Source organism: Streptomyces sp. NPDC053076 (assembly GCF_044546845.1).
Lineage (GTDB): Bacteria > Actinomycetota > Actinomycetes > Streptomycetales > Streptomycetaceae > Streptomyces.
Genome location: NZ_JBITZL010000007.1, coordinates 76,447 through 98,990, shown reverse-complemented (window position 1 = coordinate 98,990; position 22,544 = coordinate 76,447). Strand labels below are relative to the sequence as shown.

Below are 22,544 nucleotides of genomic sequence, written 5' to 3'. Positions count from 1 at the left end.
ACCCTCGCCGCGGTCTGCCTGGCGGCCGCCCTCCCGGCCATGGTGGTCCGCGTGTCGGGGTGTCGTCCAAGTCCGACACCCAGCTCGCGTAAGCCCCTCAGGGGCGGGCGGCGGGCCGTCCGGGTGAGGCGCCCGTGGGGCCGGGAGCGCCGCCGTCGGGCCCGGCGGTGCGGAGGGCACAGTGCCGATATGTTGATCATTCATCTCGCGCTCCTCTCCCTCACCGAGGCCACCCGGATCAGCGCCTCGGCACTGAGCCGGGTGGCCGCCGCGCTGCAGAAACAGGCCACCCGTGACTTCGGGCCCATGTGGCAGGTCAGTGCGACCGTGGACGCCTTCGACCGCCTGGAGGACGTGCCCGTCGGTTACTGGCCCTTGATCGTGGTGGACGACGTCCCCGATGCCGCCGGGTTCCACCTGGACGAGAACGGTCAGCCCTTCTCGCTGATCGAGTTCAGCGACAGCTGGTCGCTGACCGCGAGCCACGAGATGCTCGAGATGCTCGCCGACCCGCTCGGGAATCGCCTGATCGCGGGCAGGTCCCCGCACCCCGACCAGGGCGTGGTCGAATTCCTTGTCGAGGTCGCCGACCCCTCGGAAGCCGCCTCATTCGGCTACACCGTCAACAGCATGCTCGTCTCCGACTTCTTCACCCCGCGCTTCTACGACCCTGTCGCGGCCGACGGTGTCCGCTACAGCTTCGGCGGACACATCAGGCAACCGCGGCAGATCCTGCGCGGCGGCTACATCACCTGGCGTGATCCGGTCACCGACGAGTGGTGGCAGCAGACCTGGTTCTCCGGCGACCGGCCGAGCTTCCGCAAGCTCGGACGTCTTACCGGCTCCTCGATCCGCGCGGCCGTCGACGCCAGGACCAAGACCGTGAGCCGCATCGCCCGCGACGCGCCGGAGACCGAGCGCTTCACCGCCGCGCTCGAGCTCGTCGCGCAGGCCAAGGAGTCCACGCGGGCCCGCGCCGAGGCGTGGCGACGCCAGATCGACCGGCTCAGGACCACCGACCCGCTGGCCGGTGCCTGGGAGGGTGGCGAGGAGGACAATGGCTGACAGAGCCCTCTGCCGCCCGGCCAGAGGAGGACACGATGAACCCCGAGGACATCGGCGACGACACCGCCGATGAAACCGCCGATGAAACCGGCAGCGAAACCGGTAAGGACACAGGTAACGACACCAGTGGGGACACCGGTGGGGACCGCGTCGAGGTCATGGCCCAGGACGGGACGCCGGACACGGTCAGGGAGCAGGAGCGCCGGCGCGAGGCGGACGAGCTGCGGCGGCGCGTGGCCGCGCTCGCGCAGCAGCCGCCCAGGAGCCTGCGGGAGGCCGTACACCGCGCCGCGCGCACGCACACGGCGGAAGACAGCGACGAAGACACCGGAGCACAGACACCCGGGCACCCGCAGGATCCCGCCGCCGGCCCGACGGACACTCCCTGACGCCTGCCGGTCCCGTTCCCGCCGCGGAACGCGAGACCGCGACACGCAAGAGGGCGTTCGGCTCAAGCCGACACCGACGAGACAGAGACCGCTGGGCCTCTCGCGCCGCTCCTTGAGGTCCTGGTCCCGCCCGGCGCCCGGAAAAAATCCGACTAGGGACGGAGAGATTCGAACGCTGAATGAGACGGAAACCGAGACGGAGGGGAGCTGCGGTTGCTGGACGTCGCTGCTGTACTGCGAGGGTCCAAGGGCGCCGGCCGAACAGTTCACGCGTGGACCTCAGGGTCCAGCTCGTCAGTAGCCGAAGAAGTGAAGGGGCGGGCTTCTGACCTGCGGCCGCGTAATCGATCAACGGCCGAGGGCGAAGATGCGAGGCAGGACATCGGCAGTGAGGATTGACATGTGAGGGCGCTGACGCCTCATGTCCTGGTGTGTGGTGACCCTCGCACCGATCGCGGGAGGAGATTCACGATGACCGCGGAGACAGGTGCACCCCAGCAAGCTCACCCCGAGCGTCCGGGGCTGACGGATGGGATGTGTAGCGAGTTCACCGTAATGTGCAAGATCAAGCCGGGCGAGGCTGATGCGATGCGTGAGGATCTCGCCAAGAACATCAGGGCGTCGGGGGGCGAGGAGGTGCGTGGGGCGCTGCGCCAGATCGGCACCCTGCATGACGCGCGCCATGTCATTTTCGACGAGGACACCCGGCACATGTTCGCCAGCGTCTTCGACGGTTCCTGGGACACCTACATCGATGACTTCGGCAAGACTGCGATCGGGTCGAACTTCGACAAGATCTTCTCGCATGACGAAGGGTTCCCCGGCATCAGCGATCCAGGAGTGAAAGACTGGTTCGTCGCCCACCAGGCGCCTGCTGGTGTCTTCGTCAGCTCCTATCCCGATCTGACCGTGCAGCAGGTCTGGAAGGATCAGCGCGTGAACGAGGCGTTCCAGGCGGTGCTGGACACGCCCGAGTTTCGGGCAGCGCTGGAGCACCCGGCAAACGCCGCGTTGCTGGCCACGCCCGCCTTCCAGAAGCTGCTGGAGGAAGCCACGGTCTAGGGTCTGTCCGACGGGTCCGCGTGACGTTCTGCAGCGTGCGGCAGCGCCGAGCGGGCCGAAGGCAGGAGCGCGGGCGCAGCCAGAGCCGGGTGCCTTGAACCCGTGAAAAAAGCTGTTACTCAGGCTTCGTCGTCATGCGCCATAGGGGCCTGTCGTACTGCTCCGGGCGGCTGCTGATGAGCAGTCTGCGCAGGGCATCGCGCTGAGAGCCGTTGAGGTTCAGGGCCTCGGTGATGTGCCGGAACGTCGTGTGGGTGACTCCGCGGTTGCGGGCCTCCGTCTCGAACCGGTCGAGCCGAGGCAGCACGGCTTCGGCGTCGAGCTGGACCGGCGGCTGGCCCTTCAGCCACGCGGCCTTGTCGCGTTCGTGGTCGATTTCGGAGAAACCGCAGACTTCGCGGCTGTACGCCTCGACTTCGTCCAGGGTGGCGGTCGTCATGATGGCGCGGGCCAGGCTGTTGCGGCTCAGGGCTTCGTCCAGGTCGACCTCGTGCACCCTCGGGCCTTCGTCGGTGAGCGGCACGGGAAGGCCGGCATCTCGGACCTCGCAGGTACCCCGCACTCCTCGGGCTGTTGCGGCGAGCATCGCCGTCGCCTCGGAGGGATGCCACTCCAGGACCGCGCTGATCGGCTCCACGTCCTGTGCCGTGAGGGTGTGCACGACGGCGCCGAGCACAGGGCGAAGGTCATCTGCTGGAAGTTCGCCGTCCAGGCCCGGGCCGGCAACCAACAGGCGGATGGACGCGTTGACCTGACAGGCGGCAGCCAGGGTGAGGGCATCGCCGAGCGGACTCTTCAACGTCGGCTCGTCGCCTCGCGCAAGGATGTCGCCGCCGACGTCCAGGAGGTCAATCGACTCCGGCTTCAGGTGGCCGACCAACTCTTCCAGCTGGCGCGTGACGCCCTCCACGCCCTGGTGAGGGTCGAGCAGCGCGAAGGTGTGCGGGAGCTCTGCCGCGAGTCGCGGGAGGGTGGACCCCGCCGGAGCGATCGGGCGGGCTTCGGCCGGCACTGCGGAGACCGCGGGGGTGATCTGGCTGAGGCCGGTGAAGGCGTGGGGTCCTCGCGGGCCCGGTACCGGACCGATGAGCAAGCGATCCCACGCGTACGTGAGGATCACGGCCGGGCCCTCATTGCCGTACAGGGCGGCGTCAAGCATGGCGGCGGCGACAGCGTCGCCCCCTCCTCCTGCTGCGACGATCAACCGCGTCATGGCAACCAGCGTACGGGGCAAATGGCACGAAACGAGTGACGGTCGGCGTCCGCGATGACGGCACGTTTCCGACCGCCGCCACATCGAGCGCAAGACCAAGGCCGAAGTGACCAAGGCGCCACACCGCCGCGACCGTTCTCCTGATCCTCGGCGTCCCGGACGTGGTGATCGACGCGATCATGGGGTGGGAGCCTGGAGCAGCGGCACGGATGCGCGCCCGGTACATGCATGTGACGGGAGTCATGCTCCGGAAAGTCGCCCGGCAAGTGGGAGACGCGCTCTGGGCGCCGGCCGACGCCCAGGAAAAACCCACTGAGACGGAAACGGAGACGGACAACGACGAAGGGCCCCACCTTGCGGTGGGGCCCTTCGACATCGTGCCCGGTGAGGCACTGGCGGAGGATACGAGATTCGAACTCGTGAGGGGTTGCCCCCAACACGCTTTCCAACTGTCCGCGTCCGTGTTCAGGTCAGTTCGCAGGCGTTCGCACGGCAGCTCAGACGAGGCCGCGTACAACGGTGAACGCTGACGTCCGTCGACGTACTGGACAAAGATCAGGACAACAAAGGGCAGCGGCCCGCGGAGGCTCCCTCCACGGTCAGCGCTGCGAACCCTCACTCGGACAGTCGCATGAGCACGTCTCGACGGTTCGCCGGGCTAGAGGCAATGTGCTCGACTACGAGTGGCCAGACATCGGCACGGTCGATCTGTCGAACGATTGCCTCTGGGGGCATGGCGTCAGCCTGGTTGGGGATCGGCCTGGCGCCGATCGCCTTGCGGTACTCGGCGGCGGTGACGCGGGTGCGAGCGGTGCTTAGTGCTGAGTCGATCATCGTCCGAAGCACGTCCCACCGCTGATGGTCTGGCATCCCGGACCGTGAGTAGTCGAACGCGGCCTCGCGAAGAACGGAGTAAGAGACGCTGACTAGGCCGAAGACATGGTCACGCATCGGATTGCTGAGCCACTTAGCTAGCGCCGCGCAGTCACGGCCCACCTGAGCCGTGACGCCCAAGCGCGATGCTGCTCGCCGAAAGGCCGGGGACTGTCTACCAGTGGCGTCAGGGAACTCGCAGAGCAGCGCGTCGCCGATAGCGATACGCGCGCGAGCGTCGAGATCCGATGAAGGTCTCGGGGGTTGGTCAACTGAGAAGAGAGCATTCACCGCAATGTCGTATCAAGCGGTTGGCCTCTACGTGAGGCCCATGCCCGAGCGTTCGCCCCCAGGGGTGACCCGTGGGACTGTGACAGTTACTTGGACGCTGCATCCGCCTCTGGGCGACACGGCCCACCGTGACCTGGTAGTCAGCTTGAGGGCCAGGGCTCACGCCAGGTACGCATGTGCTGGTTGATCTCATCGGTGATCCTGCCGATAGCCGCCTTGGCATCCGGATGGTTGTCCCAGTTGTTCCATCGACGCTGTAGCGCATAGGCAACGAGGTCTGCCAACTGCACCCCCGGGCTTGCATGGGAGCTCACGAAGTGTATGGAGTCGATGACGGTCTTGAGCTTGGTCCCAGGCACTTCGCCTCCGCCCCAGTCCTGGAGGTCAGCGACCATCCTGACCGCCCGCAGTTGATGTTCCTTCTGCTCATCGGCAATGAGGATCTTGTTACCCGGATATCCGCTGTCGATCTTCTCCAGAAGGAACTGCAGGGCCAAGAGGTAGGCGTTCCCGTCTGCGTCACCGTCGTACCGAGTGTGCAGGCGTTCCTTGTGGATGCTGGCGCAGGACACACCCACGTCGAGGTCGTTGATCACCGCGATCGCGTCCTCGTACACGGCGATCAGCTCGGGTGGTGTCAGAGAGGCCCAGGGGCCGGTGCCGTTCCAGATCTGGTTGCCGTGCAGCTCAAGATCGGCTGGCACCCATCCCAAGTGCTTCCTCGCTACCTGCCGGAACTTCTCAGCGAGGGACTGCACCTTGTCTTCGTGGACGAGTACGGCAGCCAGCGTCAGCAGCTTCTGCTTGTTGGCGCCCTTTCCAACCGAGCCGGTCTCGTCGATGTAAACCAGGTTTGCCATGTGTCGAGTAAAGCGGACCACGGCTTCCGGTGGAGGTGAGACGATCAACTGATGAGCAACCGACCCTGCCGCCTGAAGCGCTCGGCCACCTCCCAGCCAAGGGAGGCGGGTAGGGCGCAACCGCTGGCTCTGCTGAGAGTCGCGTCAAACGTTTCACGCCGCTCGGGCTGGCACTCTGGCAGGAACTGGAGTCCTGGCAGTCGACTGACGTGTAAGTGACTCACGCTTCTCACGGTTGCTGATCACAGAGCTTGTAGTCGGGAGCTCCGCAGACGTCGATCACCAAGGCTAATGACGTCGGCTACGGCGCGGGGCGCTGGGTCCGCCGAAATATCCGGCGCTAGTGATCGCATGAGCACGGGATGGAGCCCCAAGTCCTCCGATGCCTGAAGCAAAGACGGCGGCTCGCCATACTTTCGACCCAGCATGGCTCTAACCAACGTCGGCTGCTCTGCGTGGACCACAACAGGCTCGTTGGTCCTCCACCCACGGGCGCCGAGTTGCTTGTAGAGGCTCTCTCGACGGGCCTGGTCGATATGTCCGAGATCGTAAGCACGGTTGATGAGGGCCTGAATTGACATGCCCCAACGCTTCTTGAGTGCGGCGAACTCTCTCAACATCAGCGGCCCCGTGAACGCCTCGTGCGCCCGCTCCCTAGGTAGCAGGAAGGCGCCGGCGAATCGATGAGCCTCGATCTCGGCACGCTTTGCATCTAGTCCGTTACGGCGCGCAGGATGCAGCACCAGATGCCCTAGTTCATGCGCTGTTGTGAAGCGTTGCCTATCTCCGCTCCCCGCAGAGAAGTAGCTGATCATGGATGGCTCGGCCGTGCCTCGCCAGCAGGAGGCACCGGAATGTCCCACCAGGATGTCTTCGCCCTGTCCTTGGGAGTCAACCAACATGAGCGGGACAACAGGGAGGCCTGCGCGCTCGCAGGCTCGGATGACGTGCCCGATCACACCATCGGAGCCTACGCCCAGTGCGGCACGAGTCTGTGCGGCAAGGTCTTCGATCGCGTCGAGTGTGATGTCTCCCTCTGCACGAGGTAGCGCGGTCCGACGCACCTTGGTTTCGGCCATGAGGCGTACCGAAACGCGATACGCCTCCCTGACCGTCGCCTCCACCCGGGCGACCTCCTTGGCCGACGCGCTGGCCTTCTTGCGGAACATCAACGTGTCGGCAGGAAGGTCAGCGGGATCGACCTCGAAGAACGACATCGGCGTGCCAGTCGCCTCAGCGATGCGCACGAGCACGTCGTCAGTAACGAGCTTGATGCCCTTCTGGATCTGTGAGATCAGCGGCTGTGAGACGCCAGCAGCTTGCGCGAGCTCCCCCTGAGTGAGCCCCATGAGGAGCCTCAAGGTTCGGATTCGCTCAGCTGGATCCCGTGCCACTTCCTTCACCCTCTTCACGCTGATCTTCCTCGAACTCGAAGGGCAGTACCAGGCCCCTGTCGTCGGGGACGAACTCCCAGTCGGTGAACGACTCAGTGTTCCTGGGCAGCTCGAAGTCGAGGTCGAACTTCGGAGCGCGCCCAGGCTTCCACTCACCGATCGGACGAACGATACGCACTGAGATCTCGCCACCCTCAGGGGGAGGGGACAGCCACACAGCGAGGAGGTTGCTGGCCTCCACACCGAATAGATCGACTGTTCGATTGTAGTAGTAGCTGATCCGTGCCTTGTTCCGGCCCGGGGCCGGAATCATGTCGTACGGCGTCGCATGTAGGAGCCGCAGGGTCATCATCCCGTTGCGCAGGTGGAGGCGCCCACTGGAGTTCTTGATGGGCTCCCAGCCGCCAAGGTCGAGATGCTCCCCCCGCCGGCGTTCGATGAAGCGGCGTGCGTGGTCACGGGCCAGGTCGGTCCGACCCTTGGTGTAGCCCTCGCCGGTCATGCCAGCTTCGTCGTAGTGAGCGTGAGCAGCGGTGTAGCCGTGATCGAGTGCTTCGTAGAGGGGGTCCGCCAGGCCCTCAGTGGCCGCGGTGATGATGGCAGCATCCTCGGGTGTGAGCATGGCGGTTATTTTATAACCGCCTAACGCACGTCATCAATGATCAGGGCACGGTGCATCCAGCTTCATCCGAAGGAGTTGCGAGTCGGGTTGGCCACGGGGCACTGCTGTTGGGCCTACTGATTGATGCCCGGGAACCGGTGCGCCGGATCAGTGCTCCCCAGTAGGCGTGCAACCGGGAGCACGCTGGAATAGGGCACCTGACCTGCGGTGCGGGAGATCTACGATGCGCATCAAGGTGAAGCCGGCGCTCGTGTAGTACTCGTGCAGCCCCTCGTTGTCCTTCCAACTGTCCGCGTGGCTGTACAGGGGCGTTCAGGAGGGTTCACCGGGCCGGTCAGGAGGGGGGCCAGTACGGCGGTGAACGGCGGCGGCCGTCGATGCACTGGACAAAGAACAGGACAACCGACGGGGCGAACCGAGGCGCCGTGGGGAGTCTGGCGGGCGCGCCGCCTCGCCGCGGAGAATCGCAAGATCACGCCGGGCGAGTGCGGAGCGTGGGCCCCGCAACCCGAGGGCAGCGGGGCCTGATCTCAGAAGTCAGAGCTCGGGTCGTTGTATCCGGGGACCTGGGCGGTGACCCACATGATCTACTTCCGGACGACCCGCGACTACATGATCGAGGAGGGAGTGACCCTGGCTTGGGTGCCAGGGTCCTGCCCTTGAGAGAGACTTTGGCAGGGTTTCCCCAAGGGTCTCTGTCTTGTCGTCTGCCTCAGCCTCTCCGACGGGGTCTCCGCAGGAAACGCTGGCCTTGAGCCCCCAGATGGGAGTTACGGGGGCTGGGTGAAGCTGCGCATGCGCTATGTCATCAAGTCTGCTTGCGGATGTACTCGATGATCATGATGATGAAACCCGGAAGCGCGAACCCGGCCGCGACCCCCGTAACTATGGCCTCGAAGTACGAGATGCGGTCCATCGTCCGTGCGGTGATGCCGGTGACGAACGCGGCGATCACGCCCATCAATACGATGATCACAGCCTCGAACTTCCGAATCTTCTTCGATCCGTCATCGTCCCCGTTCCCACTGGAGGAACCGGAACCAGCCCCCGAGACCTGAGGACCGTGTTGCGTTGCCGTCATGGCTCCGTCGACCTTCGTCAGTCGCCTGTGAAGGATGACCTGTCGGGTTCGGGCCTGCGAAGTTGCCCGGCCGTCGTCACGGCTTCACCCCAAGGGCTGCTCGGCTCGGTCGTAGTGCGATCGGTCCGGCGACCCGTCGTGCTGGGTCCTCCACTCCTGCCGCTCCATGAATTGCGACGGTGTCATCCGTACGCCGGCAGGACTCGGCTTACGCACGGATCGCCCCGTCTCCGTTGACGAGGACTGTGGCGAGGATCATCGCCAGTTACTGCCGAGTAGAGCGAATCAGAATCCGTATTTGTGGGGTTACTCACCACTCACCTGTTCCGGTGATCATCGTGATCAATCGCCGCTGGTCAACCGGAAGTTGACGGTCTATCAGCGCGGCTCGGCGAGAGTCCCAGGTAGATGCCCGTACACGCGCGTAGACCCAAATCGTGCAAGGCCTCAAGAAGGTGTGGGTCGGCTCCAGGCATGCGGGGGGTTGTCAGAGGCGCTCGCTCCGGCGTAGGAGCCCCCGTGAGGTCGAGCTGGCGCAGCGGGCGTTAGCTTGCTCGGGCCCCCCAAGTACTGACGGGGTGCATCCGGGGAGTGGGGGAGGCAAGGCCAGCGGCCGGTCGCGCGGGGCGTGGAAAACTTGAAACTGCGAGGCGTCCGCCAGGACGCCGGCCAGGTTGAGGAAGGGGGCCCACGTGCCGCAGGGCAGTCCGCGAGGTACGTACCTGGAGGTCTCGGAATCCCTCCGCGAGAAGATCAGAGACCGCGAGATCACTGAAGCACTGCCTTCTCAGTCGGTACTCGTGAGCGAGTACGGCGTGAGCCGCAGCACTATCGAGCGGGCGCTTGCCGCACTCAAGGCCGATGGTGTGATCGAGTCGGTGCAGGGCGCTGGATGGTTCGTGGCGGGTACCGGCGACCGCCGGCCGTTGGTCGAGCGGCTGACCGACGTATTGCGCGGCGGCGAGGTGAAGGTGGGCGACCGCTTCCCCACCGAGAAGGAGCTGTGCGAGCGGTTCGGCGCGTCCCGGACCGCCGTGCGCTCCGCCATCGCGCAGATGGAAGGTCAAGGGCTGATCGGCAAGGGGGCTGGGCGAGGGCGGGAAGTCCTCGCCCTGCCGGCTGGACGGGAGGCGCAGTCGGCATGACGACGACGGAACGCACAGACTTCGACGCGGACGCGGCAGAGGCCATCCTGCGCCGGGCATGCGCGGTTGCCGACCTGGACCCGGACGGCATCGAGATCCTTCGGCTCGGCGACCATGCCGTGTTCCGCATCGGCGGGGGCCGGACCATCTCGCGGGTGGGACGGGGCGCCGACCGCATTTCCTCGGTGCGGCGAGAAGTGGCCGTGGCCCGGTGGCTAGCGGACCAGCGCTACCCGGCCGCTCGTCTCGTCACGGATGCTGAACAGCCGATCGTAATCGAAGATCACCCCGTCACCTTCTGGGAAGGGCTCGCCGACGGCGACACGTATGCGAGTACGGGGGAAATGGGCGTGCTACTGCGGCGGCTCCACGAACTGGAGTCGCCGCCTTTTTTGTTGCCGCGACTCCAACCCTTCGATAAGGTCGCCAGCCGCTTGGAGCGTGCCGCGATTCCGGAGAGTACCCGCGCATTCCTCCGCTCGATGGCGAGGGATTTGGAGGCAGCGTATGGGTGCCTCGAATTCTCGCTTCCATCGGGGCATCTGCATGGTGACTTCAATGTGGGTAACGTCCTGCGCGACGCGGCAGACCACCCGCGTGTAATTGACCTGGATGGATTTGCCACCGGCCCCCGCGAGTGGGACCTTACGCAAACAGCCATGTATTACGACAGCTTTGGTTGGCATACGGAAGCAGAGTATGCGGACTTCGTGGCTGGCTACGGTTTCGACGTGCGTGAGTGGGCGGGATACGCCGTGCTGCGCAGTGTGCGGGAACTTCTGATGGTCACGTGGCTCTCGCAGAACGCGGGCGCGAACCCTCGGGCTGCCGACGAGGTTGAGAAGCGGGTGGCAACTCTCCGGTCAGGAGGATCACGCCGAGATTGGGCGCCCTTCTAGGGTGTCAAGCTGCATTGCTGCCATAGGCGGTAGGTGCGGGCTTCTTCCATGAAGGTGCGTAATTCCACAGCGCCTCGCATCATAGGGGAAATGCGTTCGCGGAATTCTCGAACGTACTGAACGCAGCGCGCCGACTTCAACCCCTCCCCGAGTTGTAGCGCAGTCTTGGCGATTTCACAGCCGCGCCCGATCTCGCCTTGGTTGATATAAGCTTCGGCTTGCACCATCGTCGCGAAAAAGTCGCTTCGATTGTTAAGGCCATCACCGAAAATCGACCCCGCGCCCCGTTCTGCCGCTTCTGCGGACCGGCCCAAATCTCGGAAGCAATGGCCGATCTCGGCTGCAAGCTCCACTTCATCGAAATAAGCGATGTACAGCGGATCGCTGTCCGGGGTCCGCTGACTTAGCTTGCGCTCTGCCTCTACCAAGGCGAGGTCGCATCCCCGTTCGTCGCCGAGGCGGGCCAGGGCCCGCGCCTCCATCGCGCGGAACTGCGCGGACATCGTGGGGCCCAGCACGCCGGCCGGTCCCGTGTAGGCCGCCCGAGCGAGGGTGGCCGCGTCCTGGTAGCGCCCGAGGAACGTGGCCTGGTGGCTCATCGCGGAAAGGATGCTTCCGCCAAGAAGCCGGTCCCCTGCCGCTTGAGTCATGCGCAGCGCCTGGATGAAGTACCGCTGAGCGATGCCATGAAGGCCGCTGTCGTAAGACATCCACCCAGCGAGCAAGAGCGCTTCTGCCACGGCCGAGTAGAGCTGTTTCCCCACGTCGTCGGAGTACTTGCCGTCCAGCATCGGCCGAACATCTGTGTGTAGATATTGGATCAGCGCGCGTCGGGCGTGGCCACCGCCGAACTTGCCATCGAGCATGCTGAAGGCGTCGGCAGTGGAGCGGATCATTTCCACGTCCACCATGCCGATCGCCTGGTTGCCCGCGCGCGTCAGCTCCCCGTCCGCCGGGGCGACGATCCAGCGCAGGGACGCCGTGTTCCAGGCAGCCGAGTCCGGCTGTGCCCTGACCAGTACCTCTGCCTCAGCCAGGTCGGCACGCCACAGGTCTGCGACGGTCTTGGCCGCCACCTCGGCCCTGTCTGCGAACTCAAGTCCGAGGTCGGGCTGTACGGAAGACACGGCCGCGTCACCCATGCCGATGTCGTCCAGGGTGAGCCGGCGCCCGACCTTCTGCCCGATGGCGTCCGCGATGAACTGCGGCATGTTGCCGCGCGGGATTGCCCCCTTGAGCCAGCGCGAGACGTACGTGTGATCGCAGGTGATGTCTTCACCTGACCGAGCGGCAGCGGCGACCACCGCGCGAGCGAGGGACTTGTGCGAGAAGTCACCTTCCTGCATGAGCGCGGCCAGTCTGGCATTCCGGTCTGCCATGGGACCCCCAGAGTGCGGCCGTAGTACCAGCTTGACTCATCGTCACTCTACGCAGGTCAGGTCCGGTGTGCAGAGGGTTCGCACCTAGGAGTGCACGACTGCACCCCCCAGTGCTCGCTCCCGAACCGCCCGCCGGATGAGGACAGTTGAATTACCACCGCATGGGACCGGCCGGCGGGACCGAGTCGAAAGCCACGGGTTGACGGCGCGGAATCCTTCTGCCAGCGTAAGTGGTAGGTAATACACACCACGCATAGCGGGGTGTGTGGCACTGAAGCACGACTAATGGAGGCCACGTCCACCGGACACGGCCTCAAGGGGCCCGGGACAGAGCGGGCCGAGGGCGCACCCGACCCTGGTCATTCGGGAGGGCTTAGACCGAAAGGTCACGTCTCCATACGCCTACAACGGGGTCATGCCGCGCTACCTGATACGGGCCCGGCACCCCCGAAGGAGACACGTACACCGCCCCGGCATCCAACCGTGAGGGTGCGAGACCGAATCTCGCCCGGGGCACTCCGGCCACTTATGTGGCCGTGCTGCGCGTCTGGCGTAGCTGATCACCTCACAACGGCGCGCGGCCCCGGGTGGCTAGACCCGGGGCCGCCGTTCGGGCCGTTCCACTGCTGAGAGGACTACGACCCAATGAGCCACATCGTCACTGTTCAGGAAGCTGTTACCGCGTTCGCCGATTGGATGGAGCCGACGGACGCGGAGCTGGACGCGATCGAGCGGGAGATGCCCGCGATCCTCGCGGACGTCGACCTGGTCGACGCGGAGATTGTCGCGCTGGAGACCCGGCCGGCCGAGCAGGACGCCCGCCGGACCCGTCGGGCCCGGCGCAAGGCCCTGGCCACGCGGGTGGTGCTGGCCAACCGTGCCGGCTGCGGGGAGGCGGCGTGATCCGCATCGTCACCGCCGGCCGGCTGGCCCGGCTGGAGCAGGAAGCCGACCAGGCCCGCAATCGTGCGCGGGACGTACAGGCGCAGGCGGACGCCGCGTGGGCAAGCCATGTACGGGAGCTCCACGCCGTCACCGACCGCGCTGAGCGAGCAGATGCCACCACCTCCGAGGTGGGTGCCCTGCTGGCCGGCGCGGTGGCGGAGCTGTCCGGGGCGCAGCAGGAGCTGCTGCTCAAGGAAATCGAGATCCGCCGGCTGCGCGAGGCGCTGGAGTCCGGGTTATTGGTGGGGCGGTCGCTGACGGTGCTGATGCACTACGGCGAGCCGCACACCGTCTACGCCACCCGCGAGGACGCGCTGACGGACACGGCCACGCACGGCGTGCCCGCCGGCACCCGCTGGGTGCCCTGCGATGAACGCCCGGCGTCCGCGTCCACATGGTGCGTTGCAGCGTTCATCTACGACGGGAACTGCAACGGCTACCGGCGGGCGTTCATGCCCTCTCCGGAGCCGGTAGGGGGTGCGGCGTGAACACTGTTCAGACCCGTTCGGCAGAGCGCGCCCTGTCGGGTGGCACGTGGCTGATCGTGTGCGGGGCGATGCTCTACTCCATCCTCACCGTGACGCCGCTCATGGCCGCGCACACGGCCGAGCAGTGGGACTGGACGGCGCCCATCCTGCCCCTCGTAGTGGACGCCGCCGTCGTCATCGTGGTCAAGCTCGATGACGTGCTCGCCCGCCTCGGTGGGCACGGCGGACGCTGGCCCGTAGTACTGCGGTGGATGACCGGGCTCATGACCCTTGCCCTCAACACCGCCGACTCGGCACTGAAGAAAGACCTGGTCGGCGTGGCCGTCCACTCGGTCGCGCCGTTGCTGCTGATTGTTACCGCGGAGACCAGCCTGGCCTACCGGCGGGCCATCGCCCGAGCGGTGGCCGCGCTGGAAGCAGTGCAGCGGGCGGAGCAAGAGCGGCGCGAGCAGGTGGCCCGCGAGCAGGCCGCGCAGGCCCGCGCAGAGGCCCGTGAGGAGCGCGAGCACGCCGCGCAGTTGGACCGTGAACGCCGTGAACACGAAGCCGCCCTAGCCCGCGAGCAGGCCGAGCGGGAGGAACGCCGGCGCCGTGAGGAGCGGGAAGCGCGGGAGCGGGCGGAGGCCGTGGCGCGGGCCGAGCGTGAACGCCGTGAACGCGAGCGTGAACAGCGTGAACAGGAGCGGGAACGGGCCGAGCGGGAAGCCGCCGCACGCCATACCCGCGAGCGGGCCGAGCGCGAAGCGCGTGAACGCCGTGAACACCAGGAGCGCGAGGAGCGGGCCGAGCGTGAACGCGCCGCCCTGCTGGCGCGCGGCCCGGCCAACGGCAAGCTTCTTGAGGACGACGCCCGGCAAATCGTGGCCGCCGCGTTCGGCGCTGGGCTGTCCGTGCGCTCTGCTGTGGAGCTGTGCGGCTGGTCGGTCGGTTGGGTGTCCGCCCGCTACGCCGAGCATCGTGACCCGGGCGCGGGCGGGGCTGAGCTGGCCATCGCGAGCAACTGATGGCCACCATCCCCACCTACCGGTGGCACCTCGCCCCGGACGGTCTGGCCACCCGCCGCCAGCTACGCGCCCTAGGGCTGCGGCCCGGCGGGCAGGACGTGGCGGCCCAGGTGGAGCGTCCGCGGCGCCGTCGGGGGCCGCTGGTCGCCTATCTCTACTCGATCGAGCTGGCCAAGCCGGTCCGGCCGATGACGCCCGCGAAGTGGGCAGCCCTGGCCAGGGCCAACACCGCCCGGCGTATCTGCCCGGAGTGCGGGCGGGATGCCGGCTACGTCATCCCCGCTGAGCTGGGGATGTGCACCCCCTGCTTCGACCCCGAGGAACAGCGCGCCGCCTGACCACCCCGCCTGAACCGAGGAGTTGGAGTGAACGTCACACGTCATCGTGTCCTGAACACGGGCGCCGTCGCCGTCAGCGCGGCCCTGGCCCTGGCGATCGGGGTGCGGCTGTCCGGCTACGGCGTGCCCGTGGCGCTGCTGCTGGCCTGCTGTCTGTCCTGCCTGGCCTCGTTCTCCGGCCTGTTCTTCCGCCTGATCGGCGCGTGGGTGACGACCACCCACCGCTGTCCGCGACCCGGCTGCGACTTCCGCGTGAGCCTCGCCCGCGCGGACAGCACGCAGAACCGGCGCTGGCAGGCAGTCGCCGCACGCCACCCGCACCACACCTGATCCGGCAGGCCCGGCCGGCAACTTCCTACGGCCCCGGCCGGGCCCTACTCCCCGCAAGGAGTGCTCACAGCATGACGGAACTCAGCACCGAGCCGGTAGCCGTCGAACCGGCCCCGCCCGCACTACCCCCCACCGTCCCCGCACCGACCGAGAAGACGTCGGCCCCGAGCGAGGCGGAGATAGAGCACACGCCCGGTGGCTGGCCGGTCGTCCCCCTCGCCCTGTCCGGGGCGAACACGACCGCGGGCATGGTCGCCGCCGCCTCCCTGGCCGGCGGACCCATCGCCGCCATGGTCGCCGCGACCGGCGCGGTAGTCCTGGGCACGGTCGCCACCGTTCGCTCCCGCACCCCCAACCCCCGCCGCGACGCCCGACGCAATGCGGCCCGCACCGCCGGCCGAACCGCTGCCCGCAACACCGGTCTCCACCGTGCCGGTACGGGAGCTGGCGGCCGGCCCGGTGGCGGCCTGTCGTCCGGCTCGCGCGGCGGGCGCTCCGGCGGCTCGAATCGCGGTCTGTCGGGGAGCCGTTCGGGCACTGTCCCGAACCGGCGTCGCCGCTCCACTGGACCGGCCACCCGCCGCAACACCGCCACCAACGGCGGGAGGACCAGTAACAAAGCCGGTCAGGGATTGGCTAAGCACCTGGCCGGTGGTGGCGCGGGCAAGGCCGTGAACCGGGCCGGTCAGATCAAGGCCCTGCGAGCGCAGCAGGCCGTGGTCGGCGGGTCGCGGGCCGAGCGGCGTGCGCAGACCACCGCCGCACGCCGGGCGGTCGCCGACGCCCGTCGCAACGCCAAAGCAGCAGCCGGCACCCACCGGCCCGGAAAGAGCAGCAGCGCCGCCGGGCGTCTGCTGGGTGGTGCGGTCCGCAAGGCCCGCGCCGCCCGGGACGCCGCGGTCACCAAGAACCGCGCCAAGCGTGACGCGAAGACCGATGGCACGTTGGCCGCCCAGCGCGCCGCGGTCCGCAAGGCTCCCGCCCGCCGGACCGCACGGCAGGCCCTACGCCGCTCTGCGGCCCGGTTCCACGGCCGGCGTCTGCTGGCCGCCCTGCTCGCCCTGCCCGTCGGCCTGCTCGGGCTGATCAGCACACCAATCGGCCGCAAGCTCGGCATCGGGTGGCTGATGCACCCCGGCCGCCGCCTCTACCAGCGCCTGGCCGGCGTCGCGGCCGAGCAGCGCGCCTCCCGCGATGACGCCATCCGCGAGCAACTGGCCGAGCAGGAAGCCGCCGCCGACGCCGAAGCCGCCCAGGACGGGGCGGACGGCATCGCCAACGGCGTGGAGCGGCCCGCATCACAAATCCCTGTCAGCAGCACCCCTGAGGTGAATGAAGGAGAGCAGATGGCCCTCGTTTCCGGGTTCAAGTTCGAAGACCACGCCATCGACATGCTGGCCGCGGCCAACACCTACGAGCCGGACGGCTGCATGGAGATCCTCCGCATGGTCGAGGGACTGCCGGCCGCGCTCGAATGCATCGCCGGCGTGATGAAGATCCTCGCCGAGCGGTCCGACTCCGAGTTCCCGCTGGAGAAGCAGGTCGCCGACGGCTTCACCGACATCTACGGCGCCCTGCACAGCGCCGTCGCGGTCGCTGAGGACATGGGGCCGATGTTCCGGCAGGTCCACGCCCAGGACATCGCCCGGCACGAGGACCCCCGCAACGGCACCGAGGCCGAGAAGGGCTGGAACGTCTGACCATGGCCACCACCACCGAGCAGCACAGTGGCCCGGTGCTGGACTGGAGCGCTGGTCACGGACCCGTGACCGGCGCCCTGTCCGCCACCACCGGAGCCTTCGCCGTCGCCACCACCGGCGCCGCCACCGGCATGCCCCCCGGCTGGGCCCTCGCCGTCGGCGCGGCCGGGGCCCTCGGCCACACCATCGCCGGGCTCCGCGTGCGCAACGCCGGCCGCACCCTCGCCACCCGCGCCGCGTCCTGGCTCATCGGAGCCGGCTGGACCACCTGGGCCATGACCCACGGCCCCCTCACCTGGACCGCCCTCGGCTCCCTGGCCACGATCGGCGTCGGTATCGGCGCCGCCGCCCGCTCGGTCGACCTCTACGAAGAGGCACGCGAGGAAGAGGCCATCGCCGCCGCCGAACGGCAGATCGCACGAGAGCTGTCCGCCGAACGCCGCGCCATCGCCGCGGAATGGGTCGACCGCATCCAACGCGTCTGCTCCATCACCGTGCGGGTGGTGGGGGTGGAGATGTGGGCGACCGGGGCCGGATTCTCCATCGACGCCGAACTCCCGCCCGGCGGCGCCACCTACACCAAGATCGCCGCTGAGTCGGCGCGGCTGTCCGCGGACGCCCGGCTGCCGCACGGCTGCACCGCCACCGCTTCCCCGGGCATCCACCAGGGCCGCGTCATCATCGACGTGACCACATCGAACGTGCTCGCCGAGGAACGCACCTACCCCACCGACTACGGGACCCTGTCCGTCCTGACCGGCATCCCCTGGGGCTACCGCACCAACGCCGAACAGGTCCTCGCCTACCTGCGCGAGCAGTGCGCGCTCATCGTCGGCCCGACCGGATCGGGCAAGACCAACATGGTCCACTCGATCCTCGCCGGGTTCGCCCGCGCCGACGACATCCTGACCTGGGTCATCGACCTCAACGCCGGATCGGCCGGTCTGCCGTGGGTGCTGCCCGCCCTCAACGGCGAGATCGACGCCCCGGACGGCACCGCGGTCCGGCCGGGCATCGACTGGCTCGCCGGGACCTACGACGAGGCCATGACCATGCTGGACGCAGCGGTGAAGGTCGCCAAGCAGCGCAAGATGGGCTATCAGGACGTGCTTGCCCGCGCGAACACGGATCTGCTGCCCATCAGCGCGAAGATTCCCCAGATCATGCTGGTCATCGATGAGGGTGCGGAGATCCTGGCCAGCCCCGACCGGCAGGTCCGCAAGCTCGGGGAGAAGATCCTGGAAGTGATCCGGGTCGCCCGCGCCATGGGCATCCGCACCGTGCTCACCGCCCTCGGCGCCACCGGGAGCGTGCTGAGCAACCTCATGATCCGCCGGGAAGCCAAGGTCCGCGTCGCCCTGACCGGCGGGGAGACCGAGGGCATGGACCTGTCGAAGATGTTCCCCGGCTCTCGCGGGCTGCGCGTCGAGCAGGCCCCGCACAAGGGCGCCGGGTTCATGGGCACCCCCGAGTCACCGGCCGCCCTGTTCAAAGCCTGGCGCATCCTGCCCAACCAGATCCGCGAGATCATCGCCGCCACGTCCGAGCTGCACCCCGTCCTGGACCCGGTGTCCGCCAAGGCCGCCGGGCCCGCCTACGCCCGCCGCTGGGACACCGACCGCACCGCCTGGATGCGTGACCAGGCCACCACCGACGACCAGGCCGCCACCGACGACAGCGTCGCCGCCGGCACGGGCCTGCGGCTGTCCGCGCTCAGCGGTTCGGAGCGGGCGCCGCTCTCGCCGGAAGACGAGATGCTGCGCCGCTTCCGCGAGCAGATCGACGCGCAGTTCGGCACCGCCCCCGAACCGCAGGCCCCGGCAGGGAGCGACGGGCCACCGGCTGCGGGCGGGCTGAACCTGTCGGCGCTGCGGGGCGAGCAGGACAGTCCCGCACAACAGGCGGCGCTGGCGTTGCTGCTCGCGGCCGGCCGGGAGGGCACCGGAGCGTCCGCGATCGCCCGCGCGCTCTCCGCGGACCACGGCACGTCCCGTCAGACGGTCGTGGGATGGCTGCGGGACTGGGTGAAGGACGGCACCGCCGTCCGTGTCGGCGAGGGCACCAAAGTCCGCTACGTCCACCGCCAGCACGCCCCCGAACAGCCCCCGGAGAGCTGACCTCTTGTCGCTTGTCGCCCCGCCGGAGCACATGCCGCCCACCGGGCCCCAGACGCCCGGAAACGGCTTGTGATCTGCAAGGCGACAAGCGACAAGACAAGACAAGCGACAAGCACGCGACAAGGAAGACGACAAGCCACGCGACAAGCACCACCACCCATCCGAGCGGGCCCGCACCACCTGATGGTGCGGGCCCGCGGCTCACCCGAGGAGCCCGTAATGGACCACCGCACCCCGCCGGGAAACATCGCCCCGCACATATCCGCCGCAGACTGGCAGCGCGCGCAGGCCACCGGACAACCCGTCGTCATCGTCGTCCACGACACCCACCCGGCCGGCATGGCCTGGCCCCGGGTCCTGATCCCGTTCGCCATCGCCGGCGCCGTCGTCGCCGGCGGCTGGGGACTGGTCGCCTGCCTCTGCCTCCTGCTCGACGCCGCGGCCCACACCGCCACCGTCATCGCGGGTGCCGCCGGACCCATCGGCATCGGCGGCATCACCTTCAAGCTCGCCCGGACCAAGAACACCTAGCTACGCCAAGGGCGGCCCCCCGATTCCGCCAAGAACACGGGGCCGCCCTTGCCAACCAGCACCCATCGAAGAGAACTGGAGACCTCCAGCATGCCCGAACCTCCCTGCACCGTCACTGCCGCTCTGGACTGCCTGCCGTTACTGGCCTCCGCGCTCACCGCAGCGGAGCGCGGTTGGCCCGTCATCCCCTTGCACCCGCGCGCCAAGCGCCCCGCCGGCCACGCCGAACGAGACTGCCCCGGAACGGGGCGGTGCGCGGGCGGGCACCGCAAGCCCGAACAGCGCGCCACCACCAACCCCGACCTGATCCACGCGACGTGGGCGGCGCGCCCGTACAACGTAGGGATCGCGACCGGCCCCGCCGGGCTGCTGGTCGTCGACCTGGACGTGTGCAAGCCCGAAGAACCAGAGGGAGCGCCTGACGGCGCCACTTCGTTGCAAGCGCTCTGCGAGCGCGCCGCCCAGGTCCTCCCCGCCACCTACCGGGTGCGGACCGCGCGCGGTGGGGAGCACCTGTACTTCGCCGCCCCGGCCGGGGTGCGGCTGAAGTGCAGCGCGAACCGTCTCGGGCCGCACGTCGACACCCGTGCCTGGGGCGGCTACGTCGTCGCCCCCGGCAGCACCACCCCCGACGGCGCCTACGAGGTGACCGACGACGCCCCCGTCGCGCCACTGCCGGGGTGGCTGGCCGAACGGCTCACCGAGCCGGACCGGTCTGCCGTCGTCCCCGTGGCCCCGGTGCGGGACGGCACACGGGCCGCCCGCACGGCGCTGGAGCGGGAGTGCGCGGTCATCGCTGCCACGACCGACGGCGGGCGCAACAACACCCTGCACCGTAGCGCCTGCAAGGTTGCCCGGTTCGTCGCGTGGGGTGACCTCCCCCGGGACGTGGCGGAGCAGGCAATCCAGGGGGCGGGGGAGTCCACGGGCCTGCCGCCGGCCGAGTGCCGCACGACCATCCGCAGCGCCATGGACTGGGTCATCACCCACGTCACACCACGGCAGGCAGCCTCATGACCGGCCCCCACTCCCCCCACCTGGATTGCCCCACCAGCCGGACCACCGGCCCGGACGCCGCTCTACGGCCCGTGGACGTGGCGGGCGTAGGCGAGCCGAAAGGCGCCGCCCGACAGGGCGTCGTCACTGCCCTTCGCTCGAACCGCCCCCAGGTCCGGCCGAGCGTCGACCCCACACCGGACGCCCTCGGAATCCGGATCTTCGCCCCACCTACCTACCGACACCACTACGACGGCGCCCGCTGGTCCACCCGGCACGGCGCCCTGCCCACCGCCGCCTACGCCTGCGCCTGCGGGCAGACCGGCACCGCCACCGGCCCCAAGAACGTGGCTGAGCTGGTCGCCGAGTACGACGCCCACAAGCCCGCCTGCACCGGGGCGCCCGCCGCGCCCGCCGAAGGGAGGAACGCCGCATGACCGCCCCGAACGCCATCGACGGCGCCGCGCTGCTCGATGAGGTGGAAGCCTTCCACCGCCGCTTCAACGTCTTCCCCACCGAAGCCGCCTACGTCGCCGTTGCCCTGTGGGACGCCCACGCCCACCTCATCGACTGCTTCGAGACCACCCCGCGGCTTGCGTTCCTGTCCCCGGAGCCGGGATCGGGCAAGTCCCGCGCGCTGGAGATCGTGGAACTGCTCACGCCCCGCCCGGTCGCCACGGTGTCCGCGTCCGCCAACGCCCTCTACCGGCTGGTCGACTCCGCCGAGGGCCTGCCCACCGTGCTGTTCGACGAGGTAGACACCATCTTCGGCCCCAAGGCCGGGGCCGACGAAGCACTACGCGGCTTCCTGAACGCCGGCTACCGACGCATCGGCGGCGCCCTGCGCTGCGTCGGGGAAGGCTCCAACCAGAACGCTCAGGTCTTCAACTCCTACTGCGCAGTCGCCATGGCCGGACTCGGCTCACTGCCCGACACCGTCCTGACCAGGTCAGTCATCATCCGCATGCGCAAGCGCGCACCCAACGAAAAGGTCGAGCCCTACCGCCAGCGCATCCACGAAAAGCAGGGCCACGCCCTGCGCAACCGGCTCGCCAAATGGGCGGACACCGTCCGCGAACAGGTCGCCCAAGCCTGGCCGGTCATGCCCGACGGAGTCTCCGACCGGCCCGCCGACGTGTGGGAACCCCTGCTCGCGGTCGCGGACGCGATCGGCTGCGATTGGCCCGGCCGGGCCCGCGCCGCCTGCTTGGAACTGATCAGCGCCGCCCACGACAACGACGAGGCGTCCCTCGGAGTACGGCTGCTGACCGACCTGCGCGACAAGGTGTTTTGCGGCGCCGACCGGATGCCGACAGCCGCCATCATCGAATGCCTGCTGCGCATGGACGACGCCCCCTGGGGCGACCTGGACGACAAGCCGATCAACTCCCGCTCCCTTGCCCGCCTGCTCGGCCAGTACGTCACCCCGGCCAACAAGCCGATCAAGCCTCGTGGCATCCGCACCCCCTCGGGCTTCCCCAAGGGCTACTACGCGGACGACCTCACGGACGCTTGGACGCGGTACTGCCCTCCGCCCCCCGAGGAATCCGCCACGTCCGCCACGTCCGCCACACCGCAGGTCAACAAGGGTGCATCCGTGGCTGATACCGCCACACCCATCCGCCACATGTCTGCGGAAACCGCCACACAGCCCACCCTCACCCACTGACCGAACAAGCGCCTCGGTGCCGCCGCATCCTGCGCGGGGTGTGGCGGCACCTATCCGCCACAACACCGCTACCCGCCACACGATCAACGCTCTGACCTGCGGTGTGGCGGCGTGGCGGACGTGGCGGATCCCCCGGAAGAGGCAGCGAGGCAT

At 68.4% G+C, this 22,544-nt stretch carries 22 protein-coding genes, 1 pseudogene and 1 riboswitch; of the genes and pseudogenes, 17 read left to right on the top strand and 6 right to left on the bottom strand.

Annotated features, from left to right (window positions below; all coding sequences use genetic code 11):
* The first annotated feature begins 189 nt into the window (after positions 1–189).
* The 3 genes from ACIGYR_RS26730 to ACIGYR_RS26720 all read left to right on the top strand — a co-directional run bounded on the left by ACIGYR_RS26730 (position 190) and on the right by ACIGYR_RS26720 (position 2,516).
* Positions 190–1,065, top strand: coding sequence for a hypothetical protein (locus ACIGYR_RS26730; protein WP_399603947.1), 876 nt, complete (start codon positions 190–192; stop codon positions 1,063–1,065).
* A gap of 35 nt (positions 1,066–1,100) precedes the next feature.
* A complete protein-coding gene (locus tag ACIGYR_RS26725; RefSeq protein WP_399603950.1) occupies positions 1,101–1,454 on the top strand; it encodes a hypothetical protein in 354 nt (117 codons plus the stop codon).
* Positions 1,455–1,925: 471 nt separating this feature from the next.
* Positions 1,926–2,516, top strand: coding sequence for a hypothetical protein (locus tag ACIGYR_RS26720; protein ID WP_399603951.1), 591 nt, complete (start codon positions 1,926–1,928; stop codon positions 2,514–2,516).
* 115 nt (positions 2,517–2,631) lie between these two features.
* Here ACIGYR_RS26720 and ACIGYR_RS26715 read toward each other — a convergent pair whose 3' ends face one another.
* Positions 2,632–3,729, bottom strand: coding sequence for a DUF1152 domain-containing protein (locus ACIGYR_RS26715; protein ID WP_399603954.1), 1,098 nt, complete (start codon positions 3,727–3,729; stop codon positions 2,632–2,634).
* Positions 3,730–3,845: 116 nt separating this feature from the next.
* Between ACIGYR_RS26715 and ACIGYR_RS26710 the strand changes: the two are divergent.
* A pseudogene (locus tag ACIGYR_RS26710) lies at positions 3,846–4,259 on the top strand (hypothetical protein); the annotation flags it as partial.
* A 774-nt stretch (positions 4,260–5,033) separates the two neighbouring features.
* On the opposite strand, the gene ACIGYR_RS26705 reads toward ACIGYR_RS26710, so the two are convergent.
* The 4 genes from ACIGYR_RS26705 to ACIGYR_RS26690 form a co-directional block, all read right to left on the bottom strand.
* Positions 5,034–5,753, bottom strand: a complete 720-nt coding sequence (locus tag ACIGYR_RS26705) for a DUF3800 domain-containing protein (protein ID WP_399603956.1) — start codon at positions 5,751–5,753, stop codon at positions 5,034–5,036.
* Positions 5,754–5,995: 242 nt separating this feature from the next.
* Positions 5,996–7,165, bottom strand: coding sequence for a helix-turn-helix domain-containing protein (locus ACIGYR_RS26700; protein WP_399603958.1), 1,170 nt, complete (start codon positions 7,163–7,165; stop codon positions 5,996–5,998).
* A complete protein-coding gene (locus tag ACIGYR_RS26695) occupies positions 7,128–7,769 on the bottom strand; it encodes a hypothetical protein (protein ID WP_399603960.1) in 642 nt (213 codons plus the stop codon). The genes ACIGYR_RS26700 and ACIGYR_RS26695 overlap by 38 nt, the downstream gene beginning before the upstream one ends.
* Positions 7,770–8,577: 808 nt before the next feature.
* A complete protein-coding gene (locus tag ACIGYR_RS26690; protein ID WP_399603963.1) occupies positions 8,578–8,850 on the bottom strand; it encodes a hypothetical protein in 273 nt (90 codons plus the stop codon).
* 7 nt (positions 8,851–8,857) lie between these two features.
* A riboswitch (cyclic di-AMP (ydaO/yuaA leader) is annotated at positions 8,858–9,039 on the bottom strand.
* A 503-nt stretch (positions 9,040–9,542) separates the two neighbouring features.
* Here ACIGYR_RS26690 and ACIGYR_RS26685 point away from each other — a divergent pair.
* Both ACIGYR_RS26685 and ACIGYR_RS26680 read left to right on the top strand, forming a co-directional pair.
* The gene (locus ACIGYR_RS26685) at positions 9,543–9,995 is read left to right on the top strand and encodes a GntR family transcriptional regulator (protein WP_399603965.1); all 453 of its coding nucleotides are present in this window, start codon (positions 9,543–9,545) and stop codon (positions 9,993–9,995) included.
* The gene (locus ACIGYR_RS26680; protein WP_399603968.1) at positions 9,992–10,894 is read left to right on the top strand and encodes a phosphotransferase enzyme family protein; all 903 of its coding nucleotides are present in this window, start codon (positions 9,992–9,994) and stop codon (positions 10,892–10,894) included. The genes ACIGYR_RS26685 and ACIGYR_RS26680 overlap by 4 nt, the downstream gene beginning before the upstream one ends.
* Here the strand turns inward: ACIGYR_RS26680 and ACIGYR_RS26675 are convergent.
* A complete protein-coding gene (locus ACIGYR_RS26675) occupies positions 10,891–12,273 on the bottom strand; it encodes a hypothetical protein (protein WP_399603970.1) in 1,383 nt (460 codons plus the stop codon). The two genes, ACIGYR_RS26680 and ACIGYR_RS26675, sit on opposite strands and share 4 nt — an antisense overlap.
* Before the next feature lie 645 nt (positions 12,274–12,918).
* Between ACIGYR_RS26675 and ACIGYR_RS26670 the strand changes: the two genes are divergently transcribed.
* The 11 genes from ACIGYR_RS26670 (at position 12,919) to ACIGYR_RS26620 (ending at position 22,391) form a co-directional block, all read left to right on the top strand.
* Positions 12,919–13,176 carry a DUF6284 family protein gene (locus ACIGYR_RS26670; protein WP_399603972.1) on the top strand — a complete coding sequence of 86 codons (258 nt, stop codon included), beginning with the start codon at positions 12,919–12,921 and terminating at the stop codon, positions 13,174–13,176.
* Positions 13,173–13,706, top strand: coding sequence for a hypothetical protein (locus ACIGYR_RS26665; protein ID WP_399603974.1), 534 nt, complete (start codon positions 13,173–13,175; stop codon positions 13,704–13,706). Before ACIGYR_RS26670 ends, ACIGYR_RS26665 begins: the two co-directional genes overlap by 4 nt.
* Positions 13,703–14,710 carry a DUF2637 domain-containing protein gene (locus ACIGYR_RS26660; protein ID WP_399603976.1) on the top strand — a complete coding sequence of 336 codons (1,008 nt, stop codon included), beginning with the start codon at positions 13,703–13,705 and terminating at the stop codon, positions 14,708–14,710. Before ACIGYR_RS26665 ends, ACIGYR_RS26660 begins: the two co-directional genes overlap by 4 nt.
* On the top strand, positions 14,710–15,048 hold the full coding sequence (locus ACIGYR_RS26655) for an RRQRL motif-containing zinc-binding protein (protein WP_399603979.1): 339 nt from the start codon (positions 14,710–14,712) through the stop codon (positions 15,046–15,048). The genes ACIGYR_RS26660 and ACIGYR_RS26655 overlap by 1 nt, the downstream gene beginning before the upstream one ends.
* A 27-nt stretch (positions 15,049–15,075) precedes the next feature.
* The gene (locus tag ACIGYR_RS26650) at positions 15,076–15,378 is read left to right on the top strand and encodes a hypothetical protein (protein ID WP_399603982.1); all 303 of its coding nucleotides are present in this window, start codon (positions 15,076–15,078) and stop codon (positions 15,376–15,378) included.
* A 71-nt stretch (positions 15,379–15,449) separates the two neighbouring features.
* A complete protein-coding gene (locus ACIGYR_RS26645) occupies positions 15,450–17,078 on the top strand; it encodes a hypothetical protein (protein WP_399603985.1) in 1,629 nt (542 codons plus the stop codon).
* Positions 17,079–17,080: 2 nt separating this feature from the next.
* Positions 17,081–19,195 (top strand): hypothetical protein, encoded by a 2,115-nt coding sequence (locus ACIGYR_RS26640; protein ID WP_399603987.1) that lies wholly within the window; start codon positions 17,081–17,083, stop codon positions 19,193–19,195.
* A 219-nt stretch (positions 19,196–19,414) separates the two neighbouring features.
* Positions 19,415–19,726: a hypothetical protein gene (locus ACIGYR_RS26635; RefSeq protein WP_399603990.1), complete on the top strand. Its 312-nt coding sequence runs from the start codon at positions 19,415–19,417 to the stop codon at positions 19,724–19,726.
* A gap of 90 nt (positions 19,727–19,816) precedes the next feature.
* Positions 19,817–20,743 carry a bifunctional DNA primase/polymerase gene (locus ACIGYR_RS26630; RefSeq protein ID WP_399603993.1) on the top strand — a complete coding sequence of 309 codons (927 nt, stop codon included), beginning with the start codon at positions 19,817–19,819 and terminating at the stop codon, positions 20,741–20,743.
* Positions 20,740–21,159, top strand: a complete 420-nt coding sequence (locus ACIGYR_RS26625) for a hypothetical protein (RefSeq protein ID WP_399603996.1) — start codon at positions 20,740–20,742, stop codon at positions 21,157–21,159. The genes ACIGYR_RS26630 and ACIGYR_RS26625 overlap by 4 nt, the downstream gene beginning before the upstream one ends.
* Positions 21,156–22,391: a DUF3631 domain-containing protein gene (locus tag ACIGYR_RS26620; RefSeq protein ID WP_399603999.1), complete on the top strand. Its 1,236-nt coding sequence runs from the start codon at positions 21,156–21,158 to the stop codon at positions 22,389–22,391. Before ACIGYR_RS26625 ends, ACIGYR_RS26620 begins: the two co-directional genes overlap by 4 nt.
* Positions 22,392–22,544: the final 153 nt, after the last annotated feature.

What these genes read in the sequence shown, in the direction of transcription:
- ACIGYR_RS26705 (WP_399603956.1), bottom strand. Translation starts at nt 5,753, where the DNA reads ATGGCAAACCTGGTTTACATCGACGAGACCGGCTCGGTTGGAAAGGGC.
- ACIGYR_RS26625 (WP_399603996.1), top strand. Translation starts at nt 20,740, where the DNA reads ATGACCGGCCCCCACTCCCCCCACCTGGATTGCCCCACCAGCCGGACC.
- ACIGYR_RS26680 (WP_399603968.1), top strand. Translation starts at nt 9,992, where the DNA reads ATGACGACGACGGAACGCACAGACTTCGACGCGGACGCGGCAGAGGCC.
- ACIGYR_RS26690 (WP_399603963.1), bottom strand. Translation starts at nt 8,850, where the DNA reads ATGACGGCAACGCAACACGGTCCTCAGGTCTCGGGGGCTGGTTCCGGT.
- ACIGYR_RS26670 (WP_399603972.1), top strand. Translation starts at nt 12,919, where the DNA reads ATGAGCCACATCGTCACTGTTCAGGAAGCTGTTACCGCGTTCGCCGAT.
- ACIGYR_RS26630 (WP_399603993.1), top strand. Translation starts at nt 19,817, where the DNA reads ATGCCCGAACCTCCCTGCACCGTCACTGCCGCTCTGGACTGCCTGCCG.
- ACIGYR_RS26720 (WP_399603951.1), top strand. Translation starts at nt 1,926, where the DNA reads ATGACCGCGGAGACAGGTGCACCCCAGCAAGCTCACCCCGAGCGTCCG.
- ACIGYR_RS26730 (WP_399603947.1), top strand. Translation starts at nt 190, where the DNA reads ATGTTGATCATTCATCTCGCGCTCCTCTCCCTCACCGAGGCCACCCGG.
- ACIGYR_RS26645 (WP_399603985.1), top strand. Translation starts at nt 15,450, where the DNA reads ATGACGGAACTCAGCACCGAGCCGGTAGCCGTCGAACCGGCCCCGCCC.
- ACIGYR_RS26725 (WP_399603950.1), top strand. Translation starts at nt 1,101, where the DNA reads ATGAACCCCGAGGACATCGGCGACGACACCGCCGATGAAACCGCCGAT.
- ACIGYR_RS26715 (WP_399603954.1), bottom strand. Translation starts at nt 3,729, where the DNA reads ATGACGCGGTTGATCGTCGCAGCAGGAGGAGGGGGCGACGCTGTCGCC.
- ACIGYR_RS26655 (WP_399603979.1), top strand. Translation starts at nt 14,710, where the DNA reads ATGGCCACCATCCCCACCTACCGGTGGCACCTCGCCCCGGACGGTCTG.
- ACIGYR_RS26675 (WP_399603970.1), bottom strand. Translation starts at nt 12,273, where the DNA reads ATGGCAGACCGGAATGCCAGACTGGCCGCGCTCATGCAGGAAGGTGAC.
- ACIGYR_RS26640 (WP_399603987.1), top strand. Translation starts at nt 17,081, where the DNA reads ATGGCCACCACCACCGAGCAGCACAGTGGCCCGGTGCTGGACTGGAGC.
- ACIGYR_RS26635 (WP_399603990.1), top strand. Translation starts at nt 19,415, where the DNA reads ATGGACCACCGCACCCCGCCGGGAAACATCGCCCCGCACATATCCGCC.
- ACIGYR_RS26620 (WP_399603999.1), top strand. Translation starts at nt 21,156, where the DNA reads ATGACCGCCCCGAACGCCATCGACGGCGCCGCGCTGCTCGATGAGGTG.
- ACIGYR_RS26695 (WP_399603960.1), bottom strand. Translation starts at nt 7,769, where the DNA reads ATGCTCACACCCGAGGATGCTGCCATCATCACCGCGGCCACTGAGGGC.